The 22,300-nt window shown below is 34.5% G+C and carries 15 protein-coding genes; 6 read left to right on the top strand and 9 right to left on the bottom strand.

The genetic code is table 11. The features are described from left to right. Together ACSVH5_RS07890 and ACSVH5_RS07895 are read right to left on the bottom strand one after the other, a co-directional pair. The coding region (locus ACSVH5_RS07890) for a hypothetical protein (protein WP_438060898.1) at positions 1-1,619 on the bottom strand (1,619 nt) is incomplete at its 3' end. 841 nt (positions 1,620-2,460) lie between these two features. Further along, positions 2,461-5,901: a methylmalonyl-CoA mutase family protein gene (locus ACSVH5_RS07895; RefSeq protein ID WP_438060899.1), complete on the bottom strand. Its 3,441-nt coding sequence runs from the start codon at positions 5,899-5,901 to the stop codon at positions 2,461-2,463. 287 nt (positions 5,902-6,188) lie between these two features. On the opposite strand from ACSVH5_RS07895, the gene purU reads away from it, so the two are divergent. Continuing rightward, positions 6,189-7,043: a formyltetrahydrofolate deformylase gene (purU, locus tag ACSVH5_RS07900; protein WP_438060900.1), complete on the top strand. Its 855-nt coding sequence runs from the start codon at positions 6,189-6,191 to the stop codon at positions 7,041-7,043. Between the two features lie 42 nt (positions 7,044-7,085). Here purU and ACSVH5_RS07905 read toward each other — a convergent pair whose 3' ends face one another. After that, positions 7,086-8,129: a methyltransferase gene (locus tag ACSVH5_RS07905; RefSeq protein ID WP_438060901.1), complete on the bottom strand. Its 1,044-nt coding sequence runs from the start codon at positions 8,127-8,129 to the stop codon at positions 7,086-7,088. 296 nt (positions 8,130-8,425) lie between these two features. Between ACSVH5_RS07905 and ACSVH5_RS07910 the strand changes: the two genes are divergently transcribed. Continuing rightward, positions 8,426-9,142 (top strand): DUF4197 domain-containing protein, encoded by a 717-nt coding sequence (locus ACSVH5_RS07910; RefSeq protein ID WP_438060902.1) that lies wholly within the window; start codon positions 8,426-8,428, stop codon positions 9,140-9,142. Positions 9,143-9,334: 192 nt separating this feature from the next. Here ACSVH5_RS07910 and ACSVH5_RS07915 read toward each other — a convergent pair whose 3' ends face one another. The 4 genes from ACSVH5_RS07915 to prfA form a co-directional block, all read right to left on the bottom strand. Further along, the gene (locus ACSVH5_RS07915; protein ID WP_438060903.1) at positions 9,335-10,120 is read right to left on the bottom strand and encodes an alpha/beta fold hydrolase; all 786 of its coding nucleotides are present in this window, start codon (positions 10,118-10,120) and stop codon (positions 9,335-9,337) included. A 93-nt stretch (positions 10,121-10,213) separates the two neighbouring features. Next, on the bottom strand, positions 10,214-11,020 hold the full coding sequence (locus ACSVH5_RS07920) for an ABC transporter substrate-binding protein (RefSeq protein WP_438060904.1): 807 nt from the start codon (positions 11,018-11,020) through the stop codon (positions 10,214-10,216). Between the two features lie 354 nt (positions 11,021-11,374). After that, complete coding sequence (gene pyrF, locus ACSVH5_RS07925) at positions 11,375-12,196, bottom strand: orotidine-5'-phosphate decarboxylase (RefSeq protein WP_438060905.1); 822 nt, start codon at positions 12,194-12,196, stop codon at positions 11,375-11,377. Between the two features lie 165 nt (positions 12,197-12,361). Beyond that, the gene (gene prfA / locus ACSVH5_RS07930) at positions 12,362-13,438 is read right to left on the bottom strand and encodes a peptide chain release factor 1 (protein WP_438060906.1); all 1,077 of its coding nucleotides are present in this window, start codon (positions 13,436-13,438) and stop codon (positions 12,362-12,364) included. Between the two features lie 235 nt (positions 13,439-13,673). On the opposite strand from prfA, the gene ACSVH5_RS07935 reads away from it, so the two are divergent. The 3 genes from ACSVH5_RS07935 to ACSVH5_RS07945 all read left to right on the top strand — a co-directional run bounded on the left by ACSVH5_RS07935 (position 13,674) and on the right by ACSVH5_RS07945 (position 17,630). Then, complete coding sequence (locus tag ACSVH5_RS07935) at positions 13,674-14,150, top strand: DUF6265 family protein (RefSeq protein WP_438060907.1); 477 nt, start codon at positions 13,674-13,676, stop codon at positions 14,148-14,150. 279 nt (positions 14,151-14,429) lie between these two features. After that, on the top strand, positions 14,430-14,978 hold the full coding sequence (locus ACSVH5_RS07940) for a PepSY-associated TM helix domain-containing protein (protein ID WP_438060908.1): 549 nt from the start codon (positions 14,430-14,432) through the stop codon (positions 14,976-14,978). Positions 14,979-15,341: 363 nt separating this feature from the next. Then, positions 15,342-17,630, top strand: a complete 2,289-nt coding sequence (locus ACSVH5_RS07945) for a TonB-dependent siderophore receptor (protein WP_438060909.1) — start codon at positions 15,342-15,344, stop codon at positions 17,628-17,630. A 79-nt stretch (positions 17,631-17,709) separates the two neighbouring features. On the opposite strand, the gene ACSVH5_RS07950 is transcribed toward ACSVH5_RS07945, so the two are convergent. After that, positions 17,710-20,343: a valine--tRNA ligase gene (locus tag ACSVH5_RS07950; RefSeq protein WP_438060910.1), complete on the bottom strand. Its 2,634-nt coding sequence runs from the start codon at positions 20,341-20,343 to the stop codon at positions 17,710-17,712. A gap of 217 nt (positions 20,344-20,560) precedes the next feature. Here ACSVH5_RS07950 and ACSVH5_RS07955 point away from each other — a divergent pair, with 217 nt between their 5' ends. Next, the gene (locus ACSVH5_RS07955; protein WP_438060911.1) at positions 20,561-20,944 is read left to right on the top strand and encodes a DUF1573 domain-containing protein; all 384 of its coding nucleotides are present in this window, start codon (positions 20,561-20,563) and stop codon (positions 20,942-20,944) included. Positions 20,945-20,950: 6 nt separating this feature from the next. Here ACSVH5_RS07955 and ACSVH5_RS07960 read toward each other — a convergent pair whose 3' ends face one another. Next, entirely contained in the window at positions 20,951-22,288 is a 1,338-nt protein-coding gene (locus ACSVH5_RS07960; RefSeq protein ID WP_438060912.1) for a PDZ domain-containing protein, read from the bottom strand. Positions 22,289-22,300 lie beyond the last annotated feature (12 nt).

The following is a 22,300-nucleotide window of genomic DNA, read 5'->3' on the forward strand; positions in this document are numbered from 1 at the left end:
CTTTCTACCACAACTGTGCTTTCAGCAAAACAGGACGAATTTCCTGGTACAAATGCTTTAACTGTATAAGTACCTGGCAAAGTAACTACCCTATCTGGATCTTGAGGATTATCGCCCGGTATAAGTACCATTGAAGGATCATACCATTTAATTTCTGCTCCCTGTGGAGAAACATTTGTAGCTGTAATTGTAGCATCTTGATTAACACAATCGATGACACGATTAACGGTTGCACTTACTGTTGGAGTAATAGTAGTTCCAAATAAATACGGACCCGCAAAATCTTTTAGTTCACTACCAAAAGCACCTTCGGTTGGACCTCCACCACTACTTCTAGTTTTAACCAACAAGCTACCTAATAAATTACTACATGGACCTTGTGTCCCCCCTTTATCCAATCCGAAAGCCGTAAGATTAATACCAACTTCTACAAATTGTAAAGCTTGAAAATCGGTTACTGGGTCTGGTCCGGAACCAGTAAAAGTACCCCATGGAGGCCCTAATGTACTGGCGTTATTATTTACTCTACCCCAAATATTTGTCGTCCCTACATTAGACAAAATAACACCATACCCAAAATTTCCAGAACCTTCCCCTTTTTCAAAGGTTCCAGGACTGGTTGTAAAAGGGCGTAATGGTTTGGTATTATCATAGTTATTAAAAACGGTTTCATCCATCCAAACCCTAATTCTAACTTGTGGTACCGTTCCTCCGTTTGTATAATCTACAGAAACAATAAGAGTTCCTGGAACATTAACACTTCCGTCAGCATTAAATGTCCAAGCCGTTCTACCACCATCTAATCCTGTACTATTAGGCACTAACAAGTCTGAAACTTCATCTAATTCAGTTCGAAAAAATTCAAAATCAATATGTTTATTGCCATCAGTTACCACAATAGTAGCTCCAGCATAGGCCCAAAGTGTAGTATACGGTCTTGGATTATTACCATCTGGGGTTCTAATACCTTCCCCCCTTAAATGAGCAAATACGTCTACAATGTCCGTTTTTTGTGGTACACTTCCCGAAGTTCCTATCGACCAAGTAGAAGGATTATCCGAATTTTTATCTCCAGATCCTGCAAAATAAGAGGTTTCAGAATTACCTCCTTTGACGTAAGTATCTCGACCATATACAGCATCTAGCCATAAGAAGTCTGCTTGATCAGCACCTAAACCACTACGAACCACAGGATATCCGTTAATAGATACATAACCTGGAGTTGTAGAGGTAATCGATTGTCTTCTTGAAAACGGGGTATTGTTTAGTAATGGAAATGGTAAAGATTGATCTATCACTCCAAAACCAGGCCCAGGATAGGTTTGTTGAAACCAATCATCAGTCCCGTTTTGATTTGAAAGACTACCAAATTGTAACAGGTTAGCATATGCATCTCCTTCTACCCCAAAATTTGCTTTGACTGCGGCACCACCAACAAGTTGACCATAGGTGTTTTGACTAAAACTCAATCCTAAAAAGAGTATCATTCCAACATAAACAAACCTCTTATAAAAAATTTTGGTTCCATAAGATAATGCCAAAAATGGAATAGAAAAATAAGATAAAACACATGAACAACCTTGGATGCTTTTAGCTTTAAATAAAATAGAATTTTTCATAATATAATGGTTTTAGGACCAAAACATTAGGAAGTTGGATTTAGTAGTAGATGGGATAAAAAAATGCTTTAGTAGTTTGTTCCATTATAATTTAATAAAGTAGTTGATACAATAAGTACTAAACTTTTGCATGATTTTCTATATAATTTCAAATACGCTATGCTGTAATGAAACGCAAGAAAATAAAGTAAAACAGTTAAGTACTGGATAACTAAATCAAAGACATCGATTTGGGAAAAAACTTTGACAAAATTAGCTTCATAAAAAATACGTTTATGAAAAGCTCCTTCTTCCAAAAAAAAATAGTGCTGGGTACAATACAATTTTTTAGAACCACGTATTTATTTTAAATTTTAAATCAAATAATAAATAAATACACTTAAAAGTAAAAAATTTAAACAGACATCATAAAAAAAACTAAATAAACATCGACTAACAACACTAATAATCGATAAAAAAAAAGCTTATAAGAATACTTATACAAGCTGAGCTTGAACAACTTACAAAAAAAACAGATTTATATTAACAATTGTTTACGATAAAAAACACATATTGACAAGCAACACTAGAGGATGCTTTTGCTTAAGTTTAATCCAAACATTTTTCATCATCAAAATAAACCCAAATGCATATGTAATTATTGACTAAATTCCTTTGGCTACGAAATCTTTTGTGTAATTGTTCTTTATAAAATAGATTTATAAGGCAACCATAAAAAAACGCATTTAGTCAACTCTTAGTCAACCAAATGCGTTTTAAACTGAACAAATACAAACAAGGATAAACGTAAAAACCTTTAAAACAAGGGATTTATTTAATCCTAATTTGCAAGTAGCGAATTTTACATATTCCTTCTATACTGCCCCCCTACTTCAAACAAAGCAGCTGTTATTTGCCCTAAAGAACAAACCTTTGTGGCTTCCATCAAATGATCGAAGATGTTTTCATTGTTGATTGCTGCATCTTGTAAGGTTTTCAAATGTTGGGTTACCAAATCAGCATTTGCTTGGTGTAAATTATTCAACATGGTGATTTGGTATTGCTTTTCTTCTTCGGTAGCACGAATCACTTCCGCTGGAATCACCGTTGGAGATCCTTTAGAACTCAAGAACGTATTAACTCCAATAATTGGAAACTCACCTGTATGCTTTAATGTTTCGTAATACAAACTTTCTTCTTGAATTTTAGAACGTTGGTACATTGTCTCCATAGCGCCAAGTACGCCACCACGCTCTGTAATTCTATCAAATTCTTGTAAAACCGCTGCTTCCACCAAATCAGTCAATTCTTCGATGATAAAAGCACCTTGAATTGGATTCTCATTTTTAGCCAAACCTAACTCTTTATTAATAATCAACTGAATGGCCATCGCTCTACGCACCGATTCTTCTGTTGGCGTAGTAATCGCTTCGTCGTACGCATTGGTATGCAAAGAGTTACAGTTGTCATAAATCGCATACAAAGCTTGTAAAGTCGTACGAATATCATTGAAATCAATTTCCTGAGCATGTAAAGAACGTCCAGAAGTTTGAATATGGTATTTCAACATCTGAGCTCTTTCATTGGCACCATATTTATTTTTCAAAGCTTTCGCCCAAATTCTTCTGGCCACGCGTCCGATAACTGCATATTCTGGATCGACACCATTTGAGAAAAAGAACGATAAATTGGGTCCAAAATCATTGATATTCATTCCTCTACTCAAGTAATATTCTACATAAGTAAAACCATTGGCCAAAGTAAAAGCCAATTGCGTAATAGGATTAGCTCCAGCCTCGGCAATATGATAGCCTGAAATAGAAACCGAATAAAAATTTCTAACATTTTTAGCAATAAAATACTCCTGAACATCTCCCATTAGTCGCAAGGCAAACTCCGTAGAGAAAATACAAGTGTTTTGTGCTTGGTCCTCTTTTAAAATATCGGCTTGAACGGTTCCGCGAACTTGCGCTAGTGTTTTGGTTTTTATTTCATTATAAACTTCTAAAGGCAACACTTGATCTCCGGTTACTCCCAAAAGTAGTAATCCCAAACCATTATTCCCTTCTGGTAAATCACCTTGATATTTTGGACGCTCTACCCCTTTTTCTTGGTAAATCGCTTTAATTTTAGCTTCCACTTCTTCCACCAAATCATTCTGCTTGATATAGATTTCACATTGTTGATCGATAGCAGCATTCATAAAGAATCCAAGCAACATAGGCGCTGGTCCATTGATAGTCATACTCACCGAAGTCATAGCGTGCACCAAATCAAAACCAGAATACAATTTTTTAGCATCATCCAAGCAACAAATAGAAACTCCTGCATTTCCGATTTTACCATATATATCAGGACGAACATGAGGATCGTTTCCGTATAAAGTCACACTATCAAAAGCAGTGGAAAGTCTTTTAGCTGGTAAACCCGCACTTACATAATGAAAACGTTTGTTCGTTCTTTCTGGTCCACCTTCACCGGCAAACATTCGGGAAGGATCTTCTCCTTCGCGTTTAAAAGGATACAATCCTGCAGTAAATGGAAACTCTCCTGGAACATTTTCTTGCAAACACCAACGCAAAATATCACCCCAAGCTTGATATTTAGGCAAAGCCACTTTTGGGATTTGAGTATGCGACAAACTCTCGGTATGCGTCGCCATTTTGATTTCACGATCTCTAACTTTAAAGGTATAGACTGGATTCTTATACTTATTCACTTTTTCATTCCAAGTCAGAATCATTTCCCAATTGTAAGGATCTAAATCCATTTTTACTTTGTCGAATTGATTCAACAATAAATTCAAAAAGATGCGGTTTTCATCATGCGACGCTGTAGCTGTTGGCAATACAGATGCGTCATCAATTCCTGCTTTATTAAGTTCTGGTTTCTTGTTGGAAACCGTTTCAATCGTTTTGTAAATTCCGTATAACTTTTGGGCCACTTGCTCTTGGGTTAAAGCCGTTTCATCATACTTACGGTTGTTCTCAGCAATTTCAGATAAGTAACGCGTGCGATGTGGCGGAATCACAAAAATTTTCTCACTCATTTCACGAGTAATCTCGAAAGTCGACTTTAAGTCCGAACTCGTTTTCTCTACAATTTTATCCATAATCGATTTGTAGAGCGTGTTCATTCCTGGATCGTTAAACTGAGAAGCAATCGTTCCAAAAACCGGCATTTCATCAGGATTTACATCCCATAAATTATGATTGCGTTGGTATTGCTTTTTCACATCTCTAAGCGCATCCAAAGCACCACGCTTGTCGAATTTATTCAAGGCTACTAAATCGGCAAAATCAAGCATGTCAATTTTTTCCAATTGCGTAGCTGCTCCAAACTCAGGTGTCATTACATATAATGAAACATCTGAATGGTCCATAATTTCAGTATCCGATTGCCCGATTCCTGAAGTTTCTAAAATAATAATATCGTATTTCGCCGCCTTAAGCACCTGAATCGCTTCGGCTACATATTTAGATAAAGCCAAATTAGATTGACGTGTCGCCAACGAACGCATATACACTCTAGGATTATTGATGGCATTCATACGAATTCTATCACCTAACAAGGCGCCGCCTGTCTTACGTTTCGATGGATCTACAGATATTAATCCAATGGTTTTCTCTGGAAAATCAATTAAAAAACGACGAACCAATTCATCTACCAAAGAAGATTTTCCTGCTCCACCGGTTCCTGTAATTCCTAGAACTGGAATTTTAGAAGTTTCATTTTTAGCATGAATCTTATCAAAAACTGGTTTTGCAATTTCTGGAAAATTCTCAGCCGCCGAAATAAGTCTTGCAATCGCAGTTGGTGTTTTATCTTCAATTAATTCTAATTCATTAGACAATTGATCACCAATAGCAAAATCAGAACGTTCCACCAAATCATTAATCATTCCCTGTAATCCCATAGCACGACCGTCATCTGGAGAATAAATTCTGGTGATGCCGTATTGATGTAATTCTTCAATTTCTGAAGGTAGAATAACACCTCCGCCTCCACCAAAAATCTTGATATGTCCGGCTCCTTTTTCTTGAAGCAAATCATACATGTATTTAAAGTATTCGTTATGTCCCCCTTGATAAGAAGTCATGGCAATAGCATTGGCATCTTCTTGAATGGCAGTATTTACTACTTCTTCAACACTTCTATCATGGCCTAAGTGAATTACCTCCACTCCTGTAGATTGGATAATACGACGCATAATGTTGATCGCGGCATCATGGCCATCAAAAAGTGAGGCCGCAGTAACAATTCTTACTTTATTAATAGGGGTGTATGGTTTTTGTTGTTCCATTTTGTGAATATGATATTTTAAGTAAGCAATTTACATCTTTTTTAAAATAAAAAAGACGGTTTAGTGGAATTACCATAAATCTGCTTTTACACAATTTTTGTTAAAAAAATAAAGCTAGTTTTGGTTAAAAAAAAGAACTAATCGCAATGGTTTTCGTGTAATACACTACAATTTATTTTGGACCATTGCTTTAACCAAAGTAAAAACAAATAAAAATCAATCGATTTCGCTTTTTTATTTTAAATTATTTAAAAAAACAATCATAATTCCCCTTTGACAAACATAAAATGCAAAAAATTACCATCCTCATACATTGTAAAGATCAAAAGTCAATTATAGCCTCAGTTACCAACTATATCGCTTCTATAGAAGGAAACATTATTTATTTGGACCAACACGTTGATGCCGATGAAAATGTTTTTTTTATGCGATTGGAATGCGAATTAGAGTCGGAAAAATGGCCTATCGATGCCATAAAAGCTGATTTTGAAACCAATCTAGCCATTCCATTTGCTATGGATTGGAAAATTTATCCGCAACATCAAAAACCGAGAATGGCTTTGTTTGTTTCAAAATACGATCATTGTTTATATGATATTTTGGGACGTTATAGCGCTGGCGAATTACCACTTGAAATCCCTGTAATCATTAGCAATCACGAAGATTTACGAAAAGTAGCCGAACAATTTGCTATTCCTTTTTATTGTGTTCCTTTCACCAAAGAAATTAAAGAAATTGGCGAAAAAGGACAATTAGAATTATTAGATAAATACAATATCGACTTCATTGTATTGGCGCGCTACATGCAAATCATTACCCCGAAACTGATAGAAAAATATCAAAACAATATCATCAATATCCACCATTCCTTCTTACCCGCTTTTCCTGGGGCTAAACCTTATCATTCTGCTTTTAAACGCGGTGTAAAAATCATTGGCGCTACCAGTCATTATGTAACCGAAGGTTTGGACGAAGGACCAATCATCGAACAAGACATCACCAGAGTAACCCACAGTCATTCCATTGAAGATTTTATAATGAAAGGACGAGACTTAGAACGCACTGTTTTGGCAACAGCAATAAAATTACATGCTGAAAGAAAAACCATGGTATACAACAACAAAACGGTTGTTTTCTATTAATTTAGAAAAGCAACCGTTTCATCATTATCAAAAAAAAAAAAACTATTTATAGGCTATTGCTGCACTTGTTGGGCCAGTCAATGGCATGATAATGGTGTTTTTAAAACCGACACTTTTGGTCCATTTATCAAAACTAGAAAAAGTATAATCAAAACCAGTTCCTGTTTCTATCAACATATTTAAACTCATCATTAATCCAAATACATTTTTAACTCTTTCTTCATCTATAATATTTTCTATCGCTACAAAGGCCCCACCCTCTGGAAGTGCGTCATAGGCTTTTTGGATTAATAAAAGTTTTTGAGATTCATCCCAATCATGAAGAATATTTCCCATAACAATTACATCAGATTTTGGAAAATCATCCGTAAAAAAATCACCATTTGCAATTTTCACACGTTCTGAAACATCGGTCTTAGCTATTTTTGCTTTTGCTATTGGTCCCACAGCTGCTAAGTCAAAACTGGTACAAGTCATATGTGGTTGATGTTTTGCAACTACAACCGATAAAACCGCACCAGATCCTCCAATATCAGTTAAAGTTGCATAAGATGAAAAATCAAATTGTTGGGCAAAGACATTAAAATTTCCATATTGAATGCCTCCCATGGCATTGATAAACTCAGTTAATTTTTCTGGAGACTTGTATATTTCTTCAAAAAGATTTTGGTTTCCAGATTTTATTTCATTTTGAGGCAAACCAGTAAGTAAGCCATCTTCTAAATTACCCCAGAATGCATACAATCTATTATTTAACATTTCGAGTAACCCACCAATATAAGTTGGTTTATTAGCATCTAAAAAAAGGGCTACATCGCTACTATTAGAATATAAAGCAGACTCTAAAATACCTTCTCGAGTAAGAAAACCAAAACCTGTGAGTGCATCTAAAAAGTCAAACAAATGAATATCTGAACATTGAAAATTAAGCATCGCTTTAATTTCGTATCCACTCATTTTACTTTTTTCTTCTAAACGGGTAAACAACTGAAAATGAATGGCTGATAAAAGGATTTTTGATGCCCAAAATCCGGAACCAATTTGCATAATCATAGTTGGTGATGGTTGATTGTTTAGGTGTTTCATTTTTACATTTTATTAAATTCATGCCTACTCTTGTTGGTTTTCAGCTAACCCATGATTGAAAAGCGAATAATTATAAAAAATTAAATCTGCCAAAAGGACTGATTCAAGTTTAAAACAGAGGACAATTTACTAAAAAATACGACACATCACAAATACAACACCTTGTATATCAATATTTTAATGCGGTGTTCTTTATAATAAATAACAATCATTTATTATAAATCCCTTTAAACAATACTATTTTTCATTGAAAAGCTTTTTTTACATTTGAAAAAAAAAAAAAAAAAAGAAATAAAATGAAAAAAGCCCTAGTACTACTATTTATTCTACCAACAATTTGTAATGCCCAATTAAAAACGTTACTAAAAAAAAACGCTGAATCTGCCATTGGAATTATAAATTCTCAAGAAACTTTAGATATCTCCACTGGACTAAAAGAAGCTTTAAACAAAGGAATCACCGATCAAGTTTCGAAATTGACCCAAGTAGATGTTTTCTACAAAAACGAATGGGTCAAAATCGTAATGCCCGAAGAATTATCCAAAGTGGATAAAACCATGCGAAAACTAGGAATGGGTTCGTTAGCCGATGACGGAATCAAAGCCCTAAACAGAGCCGCAGAAGATGCTGTAAAAGAAGCAACTCCAGTGTTTGTAAACGCCATAAAAAACATCAAATTTGCAGACGCCAAAACCATTTTAATGGGCAATGAAAATGCTGCAACAACCTATTTGCAACAATCAACCAACAAAGAATTATATGCTAAATTCATACCTATAGTACAACAATCTATAGGAAAAGTTGGTGCCGATAAAATTTGGAATGGAATCATTCAAAAATACAATACCCTTCCTTTGGTATCAAAAATCAATCCCGACTTGAATGATTATGTCACCAACAAAGCGCTAGAAGGTGTTTTTAAGATGATTGCTATTGAAGAAAAAAACATTAGAACCAATTTGCAATCAAGAACTTCGACTGTTTTAAAGAAGGTTTTTGCTATGCAAGATTAGCCTAAAATTGGAGCTAAAAAACAATAAATTTGACTCACAAAAAAACTTAACTCATTGACAACAAAGTAATAACATAATTTTAACAGTTACCTATCAACTTATTGCTGACCTTTGTACTGTAATAAACTGGTTATTTATTATTTGGTTTTGGTTAGTTATAAAAATGCCGATATCTTGCGATGTCGGCATTTTTTATTTTGTTGTATTTAAAAAAGAAATCACAGCAGTATTGAAGGCTAAAGGTTGCTCAACATTCACCACATGGCCGCATTTTTCTATCACAAAAAGCTTGGAAGAGCGATAATGATTTTCAACTACTTTACGAACCGAAGGCAAAAACATATAATCTTCTTCTCCCATAACGTAAAGTGTTGGAATATTCAATTCTACTTGTCGAAACCATTTCAGAACAGGATTGATTTCGGCTGTGAGTTTAAACCATTTTATAAACTCCTTTTGGTATAATTTTTTAGCTTCATTGATAAACAATACTCTGGATTGTTTATGGCTTTTCTTGGGCATAATGACGAAAGCAAAAAAACGATACAATACCAAGTAAGGTAATACATATTTGAAGGCATTACCCAAACGCATTAAAATTTGAGAACGGAAATTCATTTTCAAAATGGCGCCTCCCAAAATCATACTTTGTACTTTTTGAGGATACATTTCTGCCAATTGACGAATTAAAATTGTACCAAGTGAAATACCTACAAAATGAGAGCGTTCAATTTTCAAATGCTCTAAAACCTCCACAATATCATTCGCCAAAGCCGAAAAAGTATATTTCTGTGTAAAAGCCGATTTCAGGGTTGGTTTAGATTCTCCGTGTCCTCTGAGGTCCAAAAGTAAAACGTTGTATTGTTTTTGAAAATCTCGAATTTGCTTAAACCATATCGACGAACTACCGCCTGCACCGTGCACAAAAGTTACCCATTGTGTACTTGTTTCATTCTTGTAGATAGTGTAATTAAGCATTCCTAAGTTTTTTGGCAAAAATAGAATAATAATTTTAAAAGCCAATTACTATCTTGAAATTAGCAATTTACACACAAAACACTTTCTAACAACTTAAATATTCAAAAACAACTCTTGATGCCATTTTTTGAAATAAGGAATAGCCTTCAACAAACGGCTGCCGTGCCAAGAGAAATACTCGCCATCGACTAAACGTATTTTGGCGTTGGGAAAAAAGGAAGCAAATTCGGCTACATCTTGGTTCTTAAAAGGATAAGGTTCCGAAGAAAGTAACACCAAATCAACAGCCTCAAATCGGGTTGACGAATCAACAACAATTTCAGGATAACGGGATTGTGTTCTGAAAAAATTAATGAATCGATTCAATTGCAACAACTTGTTGATAAAAGTACCTGATCCTGCCACCATATAAGGTTTTTTCCAAATAAAATAGGCTGCTTTTTGAGGAGGAATGGCTGCTATAAAAGTCTTAAAATCAGCCAAGACCAAGTCTATACTTTGATTTAAGGTTTGAGCCTCGATTGTTTTATCGAAAAGCAACCCAAAATCAGTAATCATTTGAGAATTATCTGTAATCGTAACTACATTGGTCACCCAAACTGGCGCAATTGCAGAAAGTTCTTGCACCATTTCTAGTGTATTTTCTTCTTTGTTGCAGATAATGATATCCGGTTGTAAGGCTTTGATTTTATCAAAATGAACCTGTTTGGTTCCTCCTACTATTTTTTTTGTTTTAAGTAAATGCTTTGGATGCACGCAAAACTTGGTAATTCCAACGATTTGGTCTTCTAATCCTAAATCAAACAACAACTCTGTTTGTGAAGGAACCAACGAAACAATTCGACACGGTGTCGATTCAAATAAATGAGAAGTACCGATTTGATCTGTTAGTTGTTTCATATTGTTTGGATTTAACCGCAAAGCACGCAAGGATTTACGCAAGGGTCGCAAAGAAAAACTTCAATGACCTTAAAAGCCTTAAATGGTTTAAAAAAATTAACTACAAAGTTCACAAAGACTTACACAAGGGTCGCAAAGAAAAAACTTCAATGAACTTAAATACCTTAAATGGTTTGAAAAAATTAACCGCAAAGTACGCAAGGATTTACGCAAGGGTCGCAAAGAAAAACTTGAATGACCTTAAATGCCTTATATGTTTAAAAAAAATAACCGCAAAGCACGCAACGGTTTAACAAACAATATTAAACTTTAAAACCTTAAACTTTAAAACCTTAAACTTTAAAACCTTAAACTTTAAACATTTAACCTAAGAATCTCCTCCATTTCCTGTTGCATTTTCAACGCTTCAGCTCTTGCAACTTCGGCAAAATCTTCTTTATTTGAAGCATAAATTATGGCTCTAGACGAATTGATCAACAAACCAACTTGACTATTCAATCCGTATTTGCAAACCTCTGACAAACTTCCTCCTTGTGCGCCAACACCGGGAACCAACAAGAAGCTATCAGGAACAATTTTACGAATCTCAGTAAAGTATTCTGCTTTTGTGGCACCAACAACATACATCAAGTTATGGCTGTTTTTCCACGATTTTGAGGTTTCTAAAACCTGTTTGTACAATTCTGTACCATTTACCGATAAGGTTTGGAAATCAAAAGCGCCCTCGTTAGATGTCAAGGCCAACATTATGGTGTGTTTGTTTTCGAAAGCTAAAAATGGCTCTACCGAATCTTTCCCCATATAGGGCGCTACCGTTACACTATCAAAGTTCAAATCCTCAAAAAAGGCTTTGGCATACATTGAAGAAGTATTGCCAATATCACCGCGTTTTGCATCCGCAATCGTAAAGAGTTTTGGATAATTGGCATTGATGTATTCGATGGTTCTTTGTAACGACTGCCACCCTTTTATGCCATACGCTTCAAAAAAAGCCGTATTGGGTTTGTAGGCAACGCATAAATCGTGCGTCGCATCGATAATGGCTTTATTGAATTCGAAGATTGGATCTTCCGTTGCTAATAAATGTGGCGGAATTTTATTCAAGTCAACATCTAAGCCTACGCATAGAAAAGACTTTTTCAATTGTATTTGTTCTAGTAGTTGTTGTGTAGTCAAAACAGGAGTTGTTTGTTGTTTGTTGTTGTTGGCAAAGTTCGCAAAGTTTTTTCCAAAGTTAGCAACCTGTTAAAAAAAATGCCAAACATTTCAGTATGGCATCTTTTCTAATATCTTAATACTTAATACTTAATACTTAATACTCAATACTTTGTACTTAATTAATTAAAAAACCTCGCTAGCTTCTTTCAGTTTTTCCATATTATTCACCAATTGCAATTCGGCTACAATTTTCTGAATATCACCGTTCATAATGTTACCCAAATCATATAAGGTCAAACCAATTCGGTGATCCGTTACACGACCTTGAGCATAGTTATAAGTACGAATTTTAGCAGAACGGTCACCTGAACTCACTTGCGAAGTACGTTTTGAAGCGTCTTCGGCTTGTTTTTTGGCCAATTCCATTTCGTACAAACGAGAACGCAATACGTTCAACGCTTTGTCTTTATTCTTATGTTGTGATTTTTGATCCTGACATTGCGCCACCAAACCAGTTGGAATGTGCGTCAAACGAACAGCTGATTTTGTGGTATTTACCGATTGCCCACCAGGTCCTGACGAACAGAAAAAGTCCACACGAACATCGTTCATATCAATTTGTACATCAAATTCCTCTGCTTCTGGAAGCACCATAACCGTTGCTGCCGAAGTATGCACACGTCCTTGTGTTTCTGTTTGTGGGACACGTTGCACACGGTGAACACCCGCTTCAAACTTCAAAGTACCGTACACATCCTCTCCTGTAACTTCAAAAATCACCTCTTTGAAACCACCCGAAGTTCCTTCATTCATATCCACAACCGATGTTCTCCAACCTTTACTTTCGCAATATTTGGTATACATACGGAACAAATCTCCAGCAAAAATACTCGCTTCATCACCACCCGTACCTGCACGAATCTCGACCATTACGTTTTTCGCGTCTTCTGGGTCTTTCGGAATCAACATAAACTTAATTTCGTCTTCCAGTTGTGGTAAGCGTTCTTTAGCTTCCTCCAATTGCATTTTGGCCATTTCCACCATATCGGCATCACTACCGTCAGCAATGATTTCGTTAGCCTCATCAATATTGGCTAAGACAATAATGTATTCTTCTCTTTTTTCAACCAATGCTTTGATGCTTTTATATTCTTGGTTGAGTTGCACATATCGTTTTTGATCCGCGATAACATCCGGCTGAATAATCAAATCCGAAATCTCGTCGAAACGCTGTTTTACATATTGAAGTCTGTCTAACATTTTTTATCCCTTTATTTTGGTCGGCAAAAATACAAAAAAGTATTCAGTATGCAATGTTCACATTTAGCTAAATAGACATAGCGCTACTATTTTAAATCCATTGCTTTTTATTAAAATTTAAATACCATCTAAAAAAGGGTTGCTTTTACTTTTGTCATTAGTCATCAGAAAGTCCAATTGCACTATTCTTTTTTTTACTATTTTAGCCTTTCAAAACAATTTTAATGCTTTCCTTATGTTTCGTAAATGTACTCTTGCAATCGTTTTTTTGGCAGTCATCTCATGTAACAACAACACGCACAAAAATGAAAAAATAAAAGCTTCTCAATGGTTGTTGGGGAAATGGACTAGTCAATCCGAAGAAGGAATCCTAGAAGAAACATGGAAATCTTTAAATGACAGTACTTTTGAAGGCACTTCGTATTTTATTAAAGGAAAAGACACTTTGCACAACGAAACGATTGTTTTACAACAAAATGGAGACAATCTCATTTACAATGCAAAAGTGTCAGGTCAAAACGAAGATGAAGCAATCCCTTTTGTGCTTACCGCTACTACAGATAAAAAACTCCTATTCGAAAATCCAAAACACGATTATCCTAAAAAAATCAGCTATACACTTTTTAAGAAAGACAGTTTAGTGGCTGAAATCTCAGGAATTCAACTCGGAAAACAAACGTCTGAAAAATTTGGAATGAAGAAAACTCAATAAAAAACGTATTTCGCTTTTTCCTAATAACCTTGCCCATTAAAGGCAAGGTTATTGTTTTTGTCTAACACCTTAATGCTTATTATCTTAAAAAAAGGAATAAAATAATTAGCACTATTTCAACCAAATAATTTTGCTCCTTTACTATATATATTTATATTTGCGACATTATTTTTAATCGTTCTAAATAATTTTATTTTATACAAAAACAATCGACCGTCACTTGCTCAATAATTTTAACTTAATTGGGTAAAACACACACAAAAATTAATTCTAGTATCTATGAAAAAAATCAATTTCAGAAGCTTACACCGTGATTTGGGCTACTTTTACATTGGACTAATTGTTTCTTTTGCTTTCTCAGGTTTACTGATGAATCACAGAGATATGTGGCATCCCGAAAAATACACCACAGCAACCAAACCAATTGAAGTAGTACTTCCTGATGAAAGTAAAATTACTGAAGAATTTGCTGAAGAAATAGGAAAAAAATTAGGCGTAGAAGATAAATTCCGACGTCATAACATCAAAAAAGGAACTTTAAAAATCTCATTTGAGAACCATGATATTGAGATTGACCTGAAAACTGGAAAAGGTGAAATGGTTTCATTTATCAAAACTCCCATTATTAGTCAAACGATGAAACTGCATAAAAACACCTCCAATTTTTGGATTTATTATTCTGATATTTTTGCTTTGAGTTTAATCACAATAGCTTTAACAGGGACCATTATGATAAAAGCCGGAAAATTCAGTTGGAAAAACCGTGGATGGAAGCTAGCTGTAGCGGGTGTAATTTTTCCATTACTCTTTTTGATTGTATTTGGATAAGACTTCAATTCATAAAAAATTCATAATCCTCATCTAGCAATATATGGGGATTTTTATTTTAAATAGTACCTATTGCTATTTGCTAAAAGATCAATCAATGCTCTTCATCAAGTCAAATCAAAAACAAAAAGAATACAAAATACTTGCCCACAATTACCACAATAATATCCTTACTAATTCGCTCTCCAATTACAAAATTGTCAAATTGTAGTATTCAAAACAGTGACAGAATCAAAAACAACTGACAGACATTTCATTAGAAACAAAATCTTATTTTTATTCATATTTAATCTAAATAAGCTTTGTGGTTTCAAAAGATGGTTTTATATTTGCAATGTTATTTTTAATTATTCCAAATAAAAAATGAAATATATACTCCTACCTATTCTCCTTTTCTCCTACTACGGAAGTAACGCTCAAGACAATCTTCAAGCAAGCACTGTTACCGACGACAAAAAAACAACAATCGAGTTCTTTACTATTGATACTATCAAAAACAAAAAGGCAGCCATTTTAAACGAAGTAATAGTCAAAGCGCATAGACAAAGAAAACCTATTTCAGCCATTCGCTCTGGTTTAAAACCATTGGACAACCCACAAACGGTTCAAGTTATTGGCGCTGAAATCATAGAACAACAACAAGCTATTCGATTGAGTGATGTGATTAAAAACGCCAACGGAATTTATGTAGGTTCTGCTCGAGGTGGCGCACAAGAATCATTCTGGTCCAGAGGTTATGATATGACGGCAAATAATATGTTCAAAAATGGCTTTCGATATAATGCAGGTTCTATTCCTGAAGTTTCTGGATTAGAAAAAGTTGAGTTTTTAAAAGGGGGTGCCGCCTTATTATATGGTAACGTAGCCCCAGGAGGTATTCTAAATTTGGTTACCAAAACGCCAAAATTTACTGACGGAGGAGAATTTTCTATCCAAATGGGAAGTTATAATTATTCTAAACCAGCCTTTGATGTTTATGGCCCTTTAAATAAATCTATAGCTTATCGTTTCAATGGTTCCTATGAAAAATCAGAAAGTTTTAGAGATGTTGTTACCAATGATCGAATCTATTTCAATCCTTCATTCTTATTTTTATTATCCAAAAAAACACAAATTACACTTCAAGGAGATTACCTAAGCGCTGATTGGACCCCTGACTTTGGTACAGGAATCATTGGAAAAAAAATACTAGACTTACCAAGAAATCAGTTTTTTGGGGCTAAATGGTCTAATGGAAACACGAAATCTTCAAGTGTATCGATTCAATTGCACCACGATTTTAACAGTAATTGGAAATTGAACTTCAATTCATCATTTCAGAATTATGACAGAAGCCAAAAATCCACAGCACAACTTGCTAATTTAAACACCTATGCTGTGCCTGGAACTTGGAACAGAGGCCTGGTTCAAAATAAAAATTTAGAAAAAATATTTGGTGACCAGTTAAGTATTCAAGGTACTTTTTACACTGGAAAAGTAAAACATCAAATCTTTACTGGAGTTGATTATGAATTGTCTATTGCTGATAACTACACCTATGTTTTTAACGAAAAAGCGGTAATAGTTAACGGAAAATACGATCCGAGTTTATATGACACTATCAATCTTTTTAATTTTAATCCTAATACACAAAGAAACGACATACCCAATGCAACCAATACACAAATTGCAGTAACAGAAACTAGTCGATTTGGTGGATTTACACAAGACTTGATCTCAATTACGGATAAAATTAAAGTTTTGGCAGGTATTCGTTGGTCTTGGCAAGAAGCTCAAGTAGTAACCACAGATTTTACAAAAAATACTGTTACTGAAGGGGCTAAAAATTTAAATAGAGCGTTCTCTCCAAAAGCAGGTTTAGTATTCCAACCGAATAAAACCACAACGTTGTTTGGTAGTTATTCAAATTCTTTCACGCCTAATACAGGAACTACTGTAGATTTTAAACCACTTGACCCCTCAATCATTGACCAATATGAAATAGGAATCAAAAAGGATTTTATGAAAGGGTTAATAACCACAAATATTACTGCTTACCTCATCGAAAACAATAATTTAGCACAAACAGCTCCTTTTGCAGCTGATGGAGTTACTCCAAATGTTAATACTAATTTAAAAGAATTAGTTGGGGGAACTAGAGGAAAAGGGATTGAAATAGATGTCAATGCCAATCCAATTAAAGGCTTAAACATCTTGGCAGGTTATAGCTTTAATGAAACTATAATTTCAAAATCATCTGGCACTAATGGAAGTCTAGTAGTAGGCGATCTTTTGACAAGAACACCAAAACATACTGCCAACTTTAGTGTGTTTTACAAAATTCCAGAAGGCTTTTTCAAAGGAATTACCATTGGTGGTGTTACTAATTATATAGGTGACCGATTAGGTGGTTGGAATGACCGTTATGTTTGGACAGAAAACATACCTGCAACCAATCCAAAATCGTATACCATTACTATTGAAGACCGTGACATCCCATTAAAAGGATATACTACTGTTGACATTTCAGCAGGCTATGATTGGAAAAAAATCTCATTGCTATGCAAAGTTTCCAACATCACCAACGAGTTGAACTACACCGTACACGAAAATTATAGTGTAAACCCAATTGCGCCAACTCAAGTAATGGCGATCTTGAAATACAGATTGTAATCAGTAATTAGTATTCCATAAAAAAAACCAATGTTGGCAATTCAACATTGGTTTTTTTGGTTTTATACTTTAACAGATGTTATTTCAATCCCGCTAAACTTTGCTCAATAGTCGCAATTTTTGCTAAGGCATCTGCTTCTTTTTTGCGTTCCATTTCAATTACTTTCTCTGGTGCGCCAGCTACAAATTTTTCATTAGCTAATTTTCCTTGAACGGATTTCAAAAAGCCTTTGGTGTAATTTAATTCTTCCGTAAGTTTAGCAATTTCGGCTGCTACGTCTATGTTTCCAGTAATCGGAATAAAATATTCGTTGGATTTTACACGGAAAGACAAAGCACCATCCACTTTTTCTGAAACGTATGCTAATGAAGTTAAATTCCCCAATTTAGATACAATTGCATCGAAATAAGTAGAAGCTTTATCATTGTTTACCACTTTCAATTCGATAGTATCTTTAAACGGAATGTTTTTGTCTTTACGAATGGTTCTAATCCCAGAAATTACTTCGATTGTATTTTCAAAATCAGCTATTAATGCCGCATTGAATGGTTTAATTTCTGGCCAAGTTGAAACAATTAAAGCCTCCTCTTTGGTTCTATCCGCAATTAAATGCCAAATTTCCTCTGTCAAGAAAGGCATAAACGGATGCAATAATTTCATATTGTTTTCCAACATTTCGATGGCTTTATCAAACGTAGCTTTATCAATTGGTTGTTGGTAAGCAGGTTTGATCATTTCTAAGAACCACGAACAGAAATCGTCCCAAACCAATTTGTAAATTCCCATCAAAGCATCTGAAATTCTATACTTTTCAAAATTATCTTCAATCTCAGCCAAGGCTTGTTGCAACTTCGCTTCGTACCATTCAATGGCAACTTTTGAAGATTCGGGTTGTGGAATCGTTTCTGAAACTTCCCAACCTTTGATCAATTTGAAAGCGTTCCAAATTTTATTAGAAAAAGCTTTTCCTTGATTGCATAATTCTTCGTCAAACATAATGTCGTTTCCTGCAGAAGCACTCAAAAGCAATCCTACACGAACACCATCAGCACCAAACTTTTCAATTAATTCCAAAGGCTCCGGAGAATTCCCCAAAGACTTCGACATTTTGCGACGTTGTTTATCACGAACCAAACCTGTTAAATAGACATTCGTAAATGGTTTTTCGCCAGCATATTCATATCCTGCTATAATCATTCTGGCTACCCAGAAAAATAAAATATCTGGTCCTGTAACCAAATCATTCGTTGGATAATAGTATTTAAAGTCTTCGTTTTCTGGATCCATTATGCCACCAAAAACAGACATTGGCCATAACCAAGATGAGAACCAGGTGTCAAGAGCGTCAGGGTCCTGTTTCAAATCGTTTGTGGTTAATTGTTTGTTGTTAGTTGCTTGCTGTGCTAATTGCAAAGCTTCTTCAATGTTTTCAGCCACTACAAAATCTTCTTTTCCATCTCCATAGAAATACGCTGGAATTTGTTGTCCCCACCACAATTGACGGGAAATATTCCAATCGCGAATGTTGTTCAACCAGTGCGCATATGTATTGTTAAAACGAGAAGGATGCAATTTAATAGCTCCGTCTTCTAAAACCGATTTAATGGCTGGTTTTACTAAATCATCCATTTTCAAGAACCATTGGTCAGACAATCTTGGTTCGATTACAGCCTTAGTTCTTTCAGAAGTTCCTACTTTATTTAAATGAGTTTCGGTTTTAGCCAAAGCACCAATGGACTCTAATTCTTGAGCAATTTCGGTACGAACTACAAAACGATCTTTTCCTTGGTAGTGTAAACCAAAACTATTCAAAGTCGCATCTTCGTTGAAAATATCAACAATCTCTAAATTATGCTTCTCACCCAAAGTTTTGTCATTCATATCGTGTGCTGGTGTCACTTTCAAGCAACCCGTACCAAACTCCACATCTACATACTCATCTTCAATAATTGGAATTACACGACCACAAATAGGTACAATCGCTTTCTTTCCTTTTAAATGGGTAAAACGTTCATCATTTGGATTGATACAAATTGCAGTATCTCCAAAAATCGTTTCAGGACGCGTAGTCGCTACGGTCAAGAAATCTTCTGACCCTTCAATTTTGTATTTTAGAAAAAATAATTTTCCTTGTTGTTCTTCGTAAATTACCTCTTCATCAGATAATGTAGTTTTTGCTTCAGGATCCCAATTTACCATTCGGTAGCCGCGGTAAATCATTCCTTTGTTATACAAATCAACAAAAGATTTGATAACAGAAGCCGACATATCTGGATCCATAGTGAATTTGGTTCTATCCCAATCACAAGAGCAACCTAACTGTTTCAATTGTTCTAAAATGGTTCCACCATATTTATCTGTCCAATCATAAGCGTGTTTCAAAAATTCTTCACGAGTCAAATCGGCTTTATTAATTCCTTCCGATTTTAATTTAGCCACTACTTTTGCCTCAGTAGCAATCGATGCGTGGTCTGTACCGGGTACCCAACAAGCATTAAAACCTTTCAAACGAGCTCTTCGGATTAATACATCTTGAATCGTATTATTCAACATATGTCCCATATGTAACACTCCCGTAACATTTGGGGGAGGAATCACAATGGTATAAGGAGTTCTATGATCTGGTTCAGAATGAAAATAATTGTTTTTCATCCAGTAAGCGTACCATTTATTCTCAATGGTTTTAGCGTCAAATTGTGCAGGAATACTCATTTTATTGTAGATATATTATTTAGGAAGCAAGCAATATCATAACGTAGCAGTTAATCGCTTTATAAAAAACATTGACTTATTATCCCTCTTTGGTTCGGTATTTGTACTATTCAGTTGGCAAAAGTAATTAATAAAGTAGAGTATAAAAAGCGATTTAATAATTTGTACTCTAATTAAAACAAACTATATTTACTTTACCCAAACTAAATTTAGCGATATGAAAAATCTTATTATTTTAGTAACAACCACCCTTTTCACTTTTACAACTTACAGTCAAACAGGCCCAAAAATAGAATTTCTTGCCACTGACAATACTATAGATTATGGAAAAGTGAGTAAATCAAGTGACAACGGCGTTCGTACTTTTGAATTCAAAAACACAGGAGATGCCCCTTTAGAAATCATCACTATTCTATCTACCAAAGAATGCAGCATTTTGAGCAAACCCACTTCGGCTATTCAACCTGGGCAAAATGGCAAAATTGAAGTAAAATACAATATGACTCCAGGACCTATCAGAAAAACGATCACCGTTGAGACCAATGCTGTGAATCAAGAAAATGGCAGAGTTGCCTTAAAAATCAAAGGAGAAGTTATATAAACCTATTTAAAGTTCGCTTTCTAACTTGAAAGCGAACTTTAATTGCATTTTATCTCTTAAAACCACTATGGTGATATTTTTATCCTCCTCTACCATAAAAAGATTATTTATTTTTTGAAGTGAATACTTAAAAACAGGTACACCACCAATAGAAACAATCTCATCTCCCACTTTTAATCCGCATTTTTCAGCTGCCGATTTTTTACGGATATTAGCTATTACATAATTAGGTTGTAACTCAAACTTATATTTGTAGTCATTTCTAACCATTACTTTTCCCGATTCTTGATTACCATACCCATAAGAATTCACAAGGCTGTTTTCAAGCTTTATATAATCTTCTACCCATTTCAATCCGTTTTGCTCAATCTCAATACCACTTTTATTATATTTAAAATGGGATTTATAATTAGCATTTTTTTTAAGATAAACTGAGCCATTTTCATAATCAAAAACCACCTTGAATCTTCTGAAAATTTCTGCTCCTACAGACCCGACTCTATTCTCAACCATTTTTACATGCTTAAGAGAACTTGAATCTGGAAAAGCAGCAATTGGCCAAGAAAACTTAAAATCGGCAATTTTTATTTCATTTATTTTAGCTCTTTTCCCTTCTATATCACCGCTAAATCCCTTTCCTAAAAAATCATCATAATTCTTCTCAGGAACCTTAATTCCTTCTTTATAATTTTGAAAAACCCAAATAGCATCACTGTTGCCAATATCGATTAACATTTTTGATTCGATAAAAGTGTCCTGAATTTTTAGTTGACTTTTAAAATAGGGCTTTCCTAATTCTATCGAGATAGGAATCTTGACAAATTTTTTATCTAACCTTTTAAAGAATTCAAAATTGGGTTTTGTAACAGTTATTTTCTTTTTGAGATAATCAATCTGTACAAGATTATTTTTAAAAAATTGCTTACCAATAATCCCATTTACAGGAATTCCAATATGAGATGACAGGTTGAAATTTTGATCTAAGATAATATAAAACACTTGTTTTGAAGATACCAATCCTTTTACAAACATATAATTATTAGAAGACTTCAATCCTTCAATAGACTCATTACTCCCTAAACCTCGAAGTTGAATTTTATCCACATTGTATAGGTTGAGCTCTTTTTTATCATCCAAACTAAATAATAAAGTCTCCTCCACACCCGTATCCAATAAAAAATTAAGTTCAACGCCATTTACAGTAATTGGGATAAAAATCAGATTATTAATCAACTGAAACGGAATTTCCACTTGAGTTTGATTGGCCAAAAATTGAAACCCTTCCTGTGCACGGTTACTAAATTGTCCTAGAAAAAAAAACAGAAAAAAAAGAGTGATTCTCATTAAAAAAGGATT

This window comes from Flavobacterium sp. RSSA_27, assembly GCF_051547125.1.
In the GTDB taxonomy this organism is placed as follows: domain Bacteria; phylum Bacteroidota; class Bacteroidia; order Flavobacteriales; family Flavobacteriaceae; genus Flavobacterium.

Bases quoted from the DNA above. Each gene is read 5' to 3' on its own strand.
- ACSVH5_RS07895 (WP_438060899.1), bottom strand. From the start codon at position 5,901: ATGGAACAACAAAAACCATACACCCCTATTAATAAAGTAAGAATTGTT.
- purU (WP_438060900.1), top strand. From the start codon at position 6,189: ATGCAAAAAATTACCATCCTCATACATTGTAAAGATCAAAAGTCAATT.
- ACSVH5_RS07905 (WP_438060901.1), bottom strand. From the start codon at position 8,129: ATGAAACACCTAAACAATCAACCATCACCAACTATGATTATGCAAATT.
- ACSVH5_RS07910 (WP_438060902.1), top strand. From the start codon at position 8,426: ATGAAAAAAGCCCTAGTACTACTATTTATTCTACCAACAATTTGTAAT.
- ACSVH5_RS07915 (WP_438060903.1), bottom strand. From the start codon at position 10,120: ATGCTTAATTACACTATCTACAAGAATGAAACAAGTACACAATGGGTA.
- ACSVH5_RS07920 (WP_438060904.1), bottom strand. From the start codon at position 11,020: ATGAAACAACTAACAGATCAAATCGGTACTTCTCATTTATTTGAATCG.
- prfA (WP_438060906.1), bottom strand. From the start codon at position 13,438: ATGTTAGACAGACTTCAATATGTAAAACAGCGTTTCGACGAGATTTCG.
- ACSVH5_RS07935 (WP_438060907.1), top strand. From the start codon at position 13,674: ATGTTTCGTAAATGTACTCTTGCAATCGTTTTTTTGGCAGTCATCTCA.
- ACSVH5_RS07940 (WP_438060908.1), top strand. From the start codon at position 14,430: ATGAAAAAAATCAATTTCAGAAGCTTACACCGTGATTTGGGCTACTTT.
- ACSVH5_RS07945 (WP_438060909.1), top strand. From the start codon at position 15,342: ATGAAATATATACTCCTACCTATTCTCCTTTTCTCCTACTACGGAAGT.
- ACSVH5_RS07950 (WP_438060910.1), bottom strand. From the start codon at position 20,343: ATGAGTATTCCTGCACAATTTGACGCTAAAACCATTGAGAATAAATGG.
- ACSVH5_RS07955 (WP_438060911.1), top strand. From the start codon at position 20,561: ATGAAAAATCTTATTATTTTAGTAACAACCACCCTTTTCACTTTTACA.
- ACSVH5_RS07960 (WP_438060912.1), bottom strand. From the start codon at position 22,288: ATGAGAATCACTCTTTTTTTTCTGTTTTTTTTTCTAGGACAATTTAGT.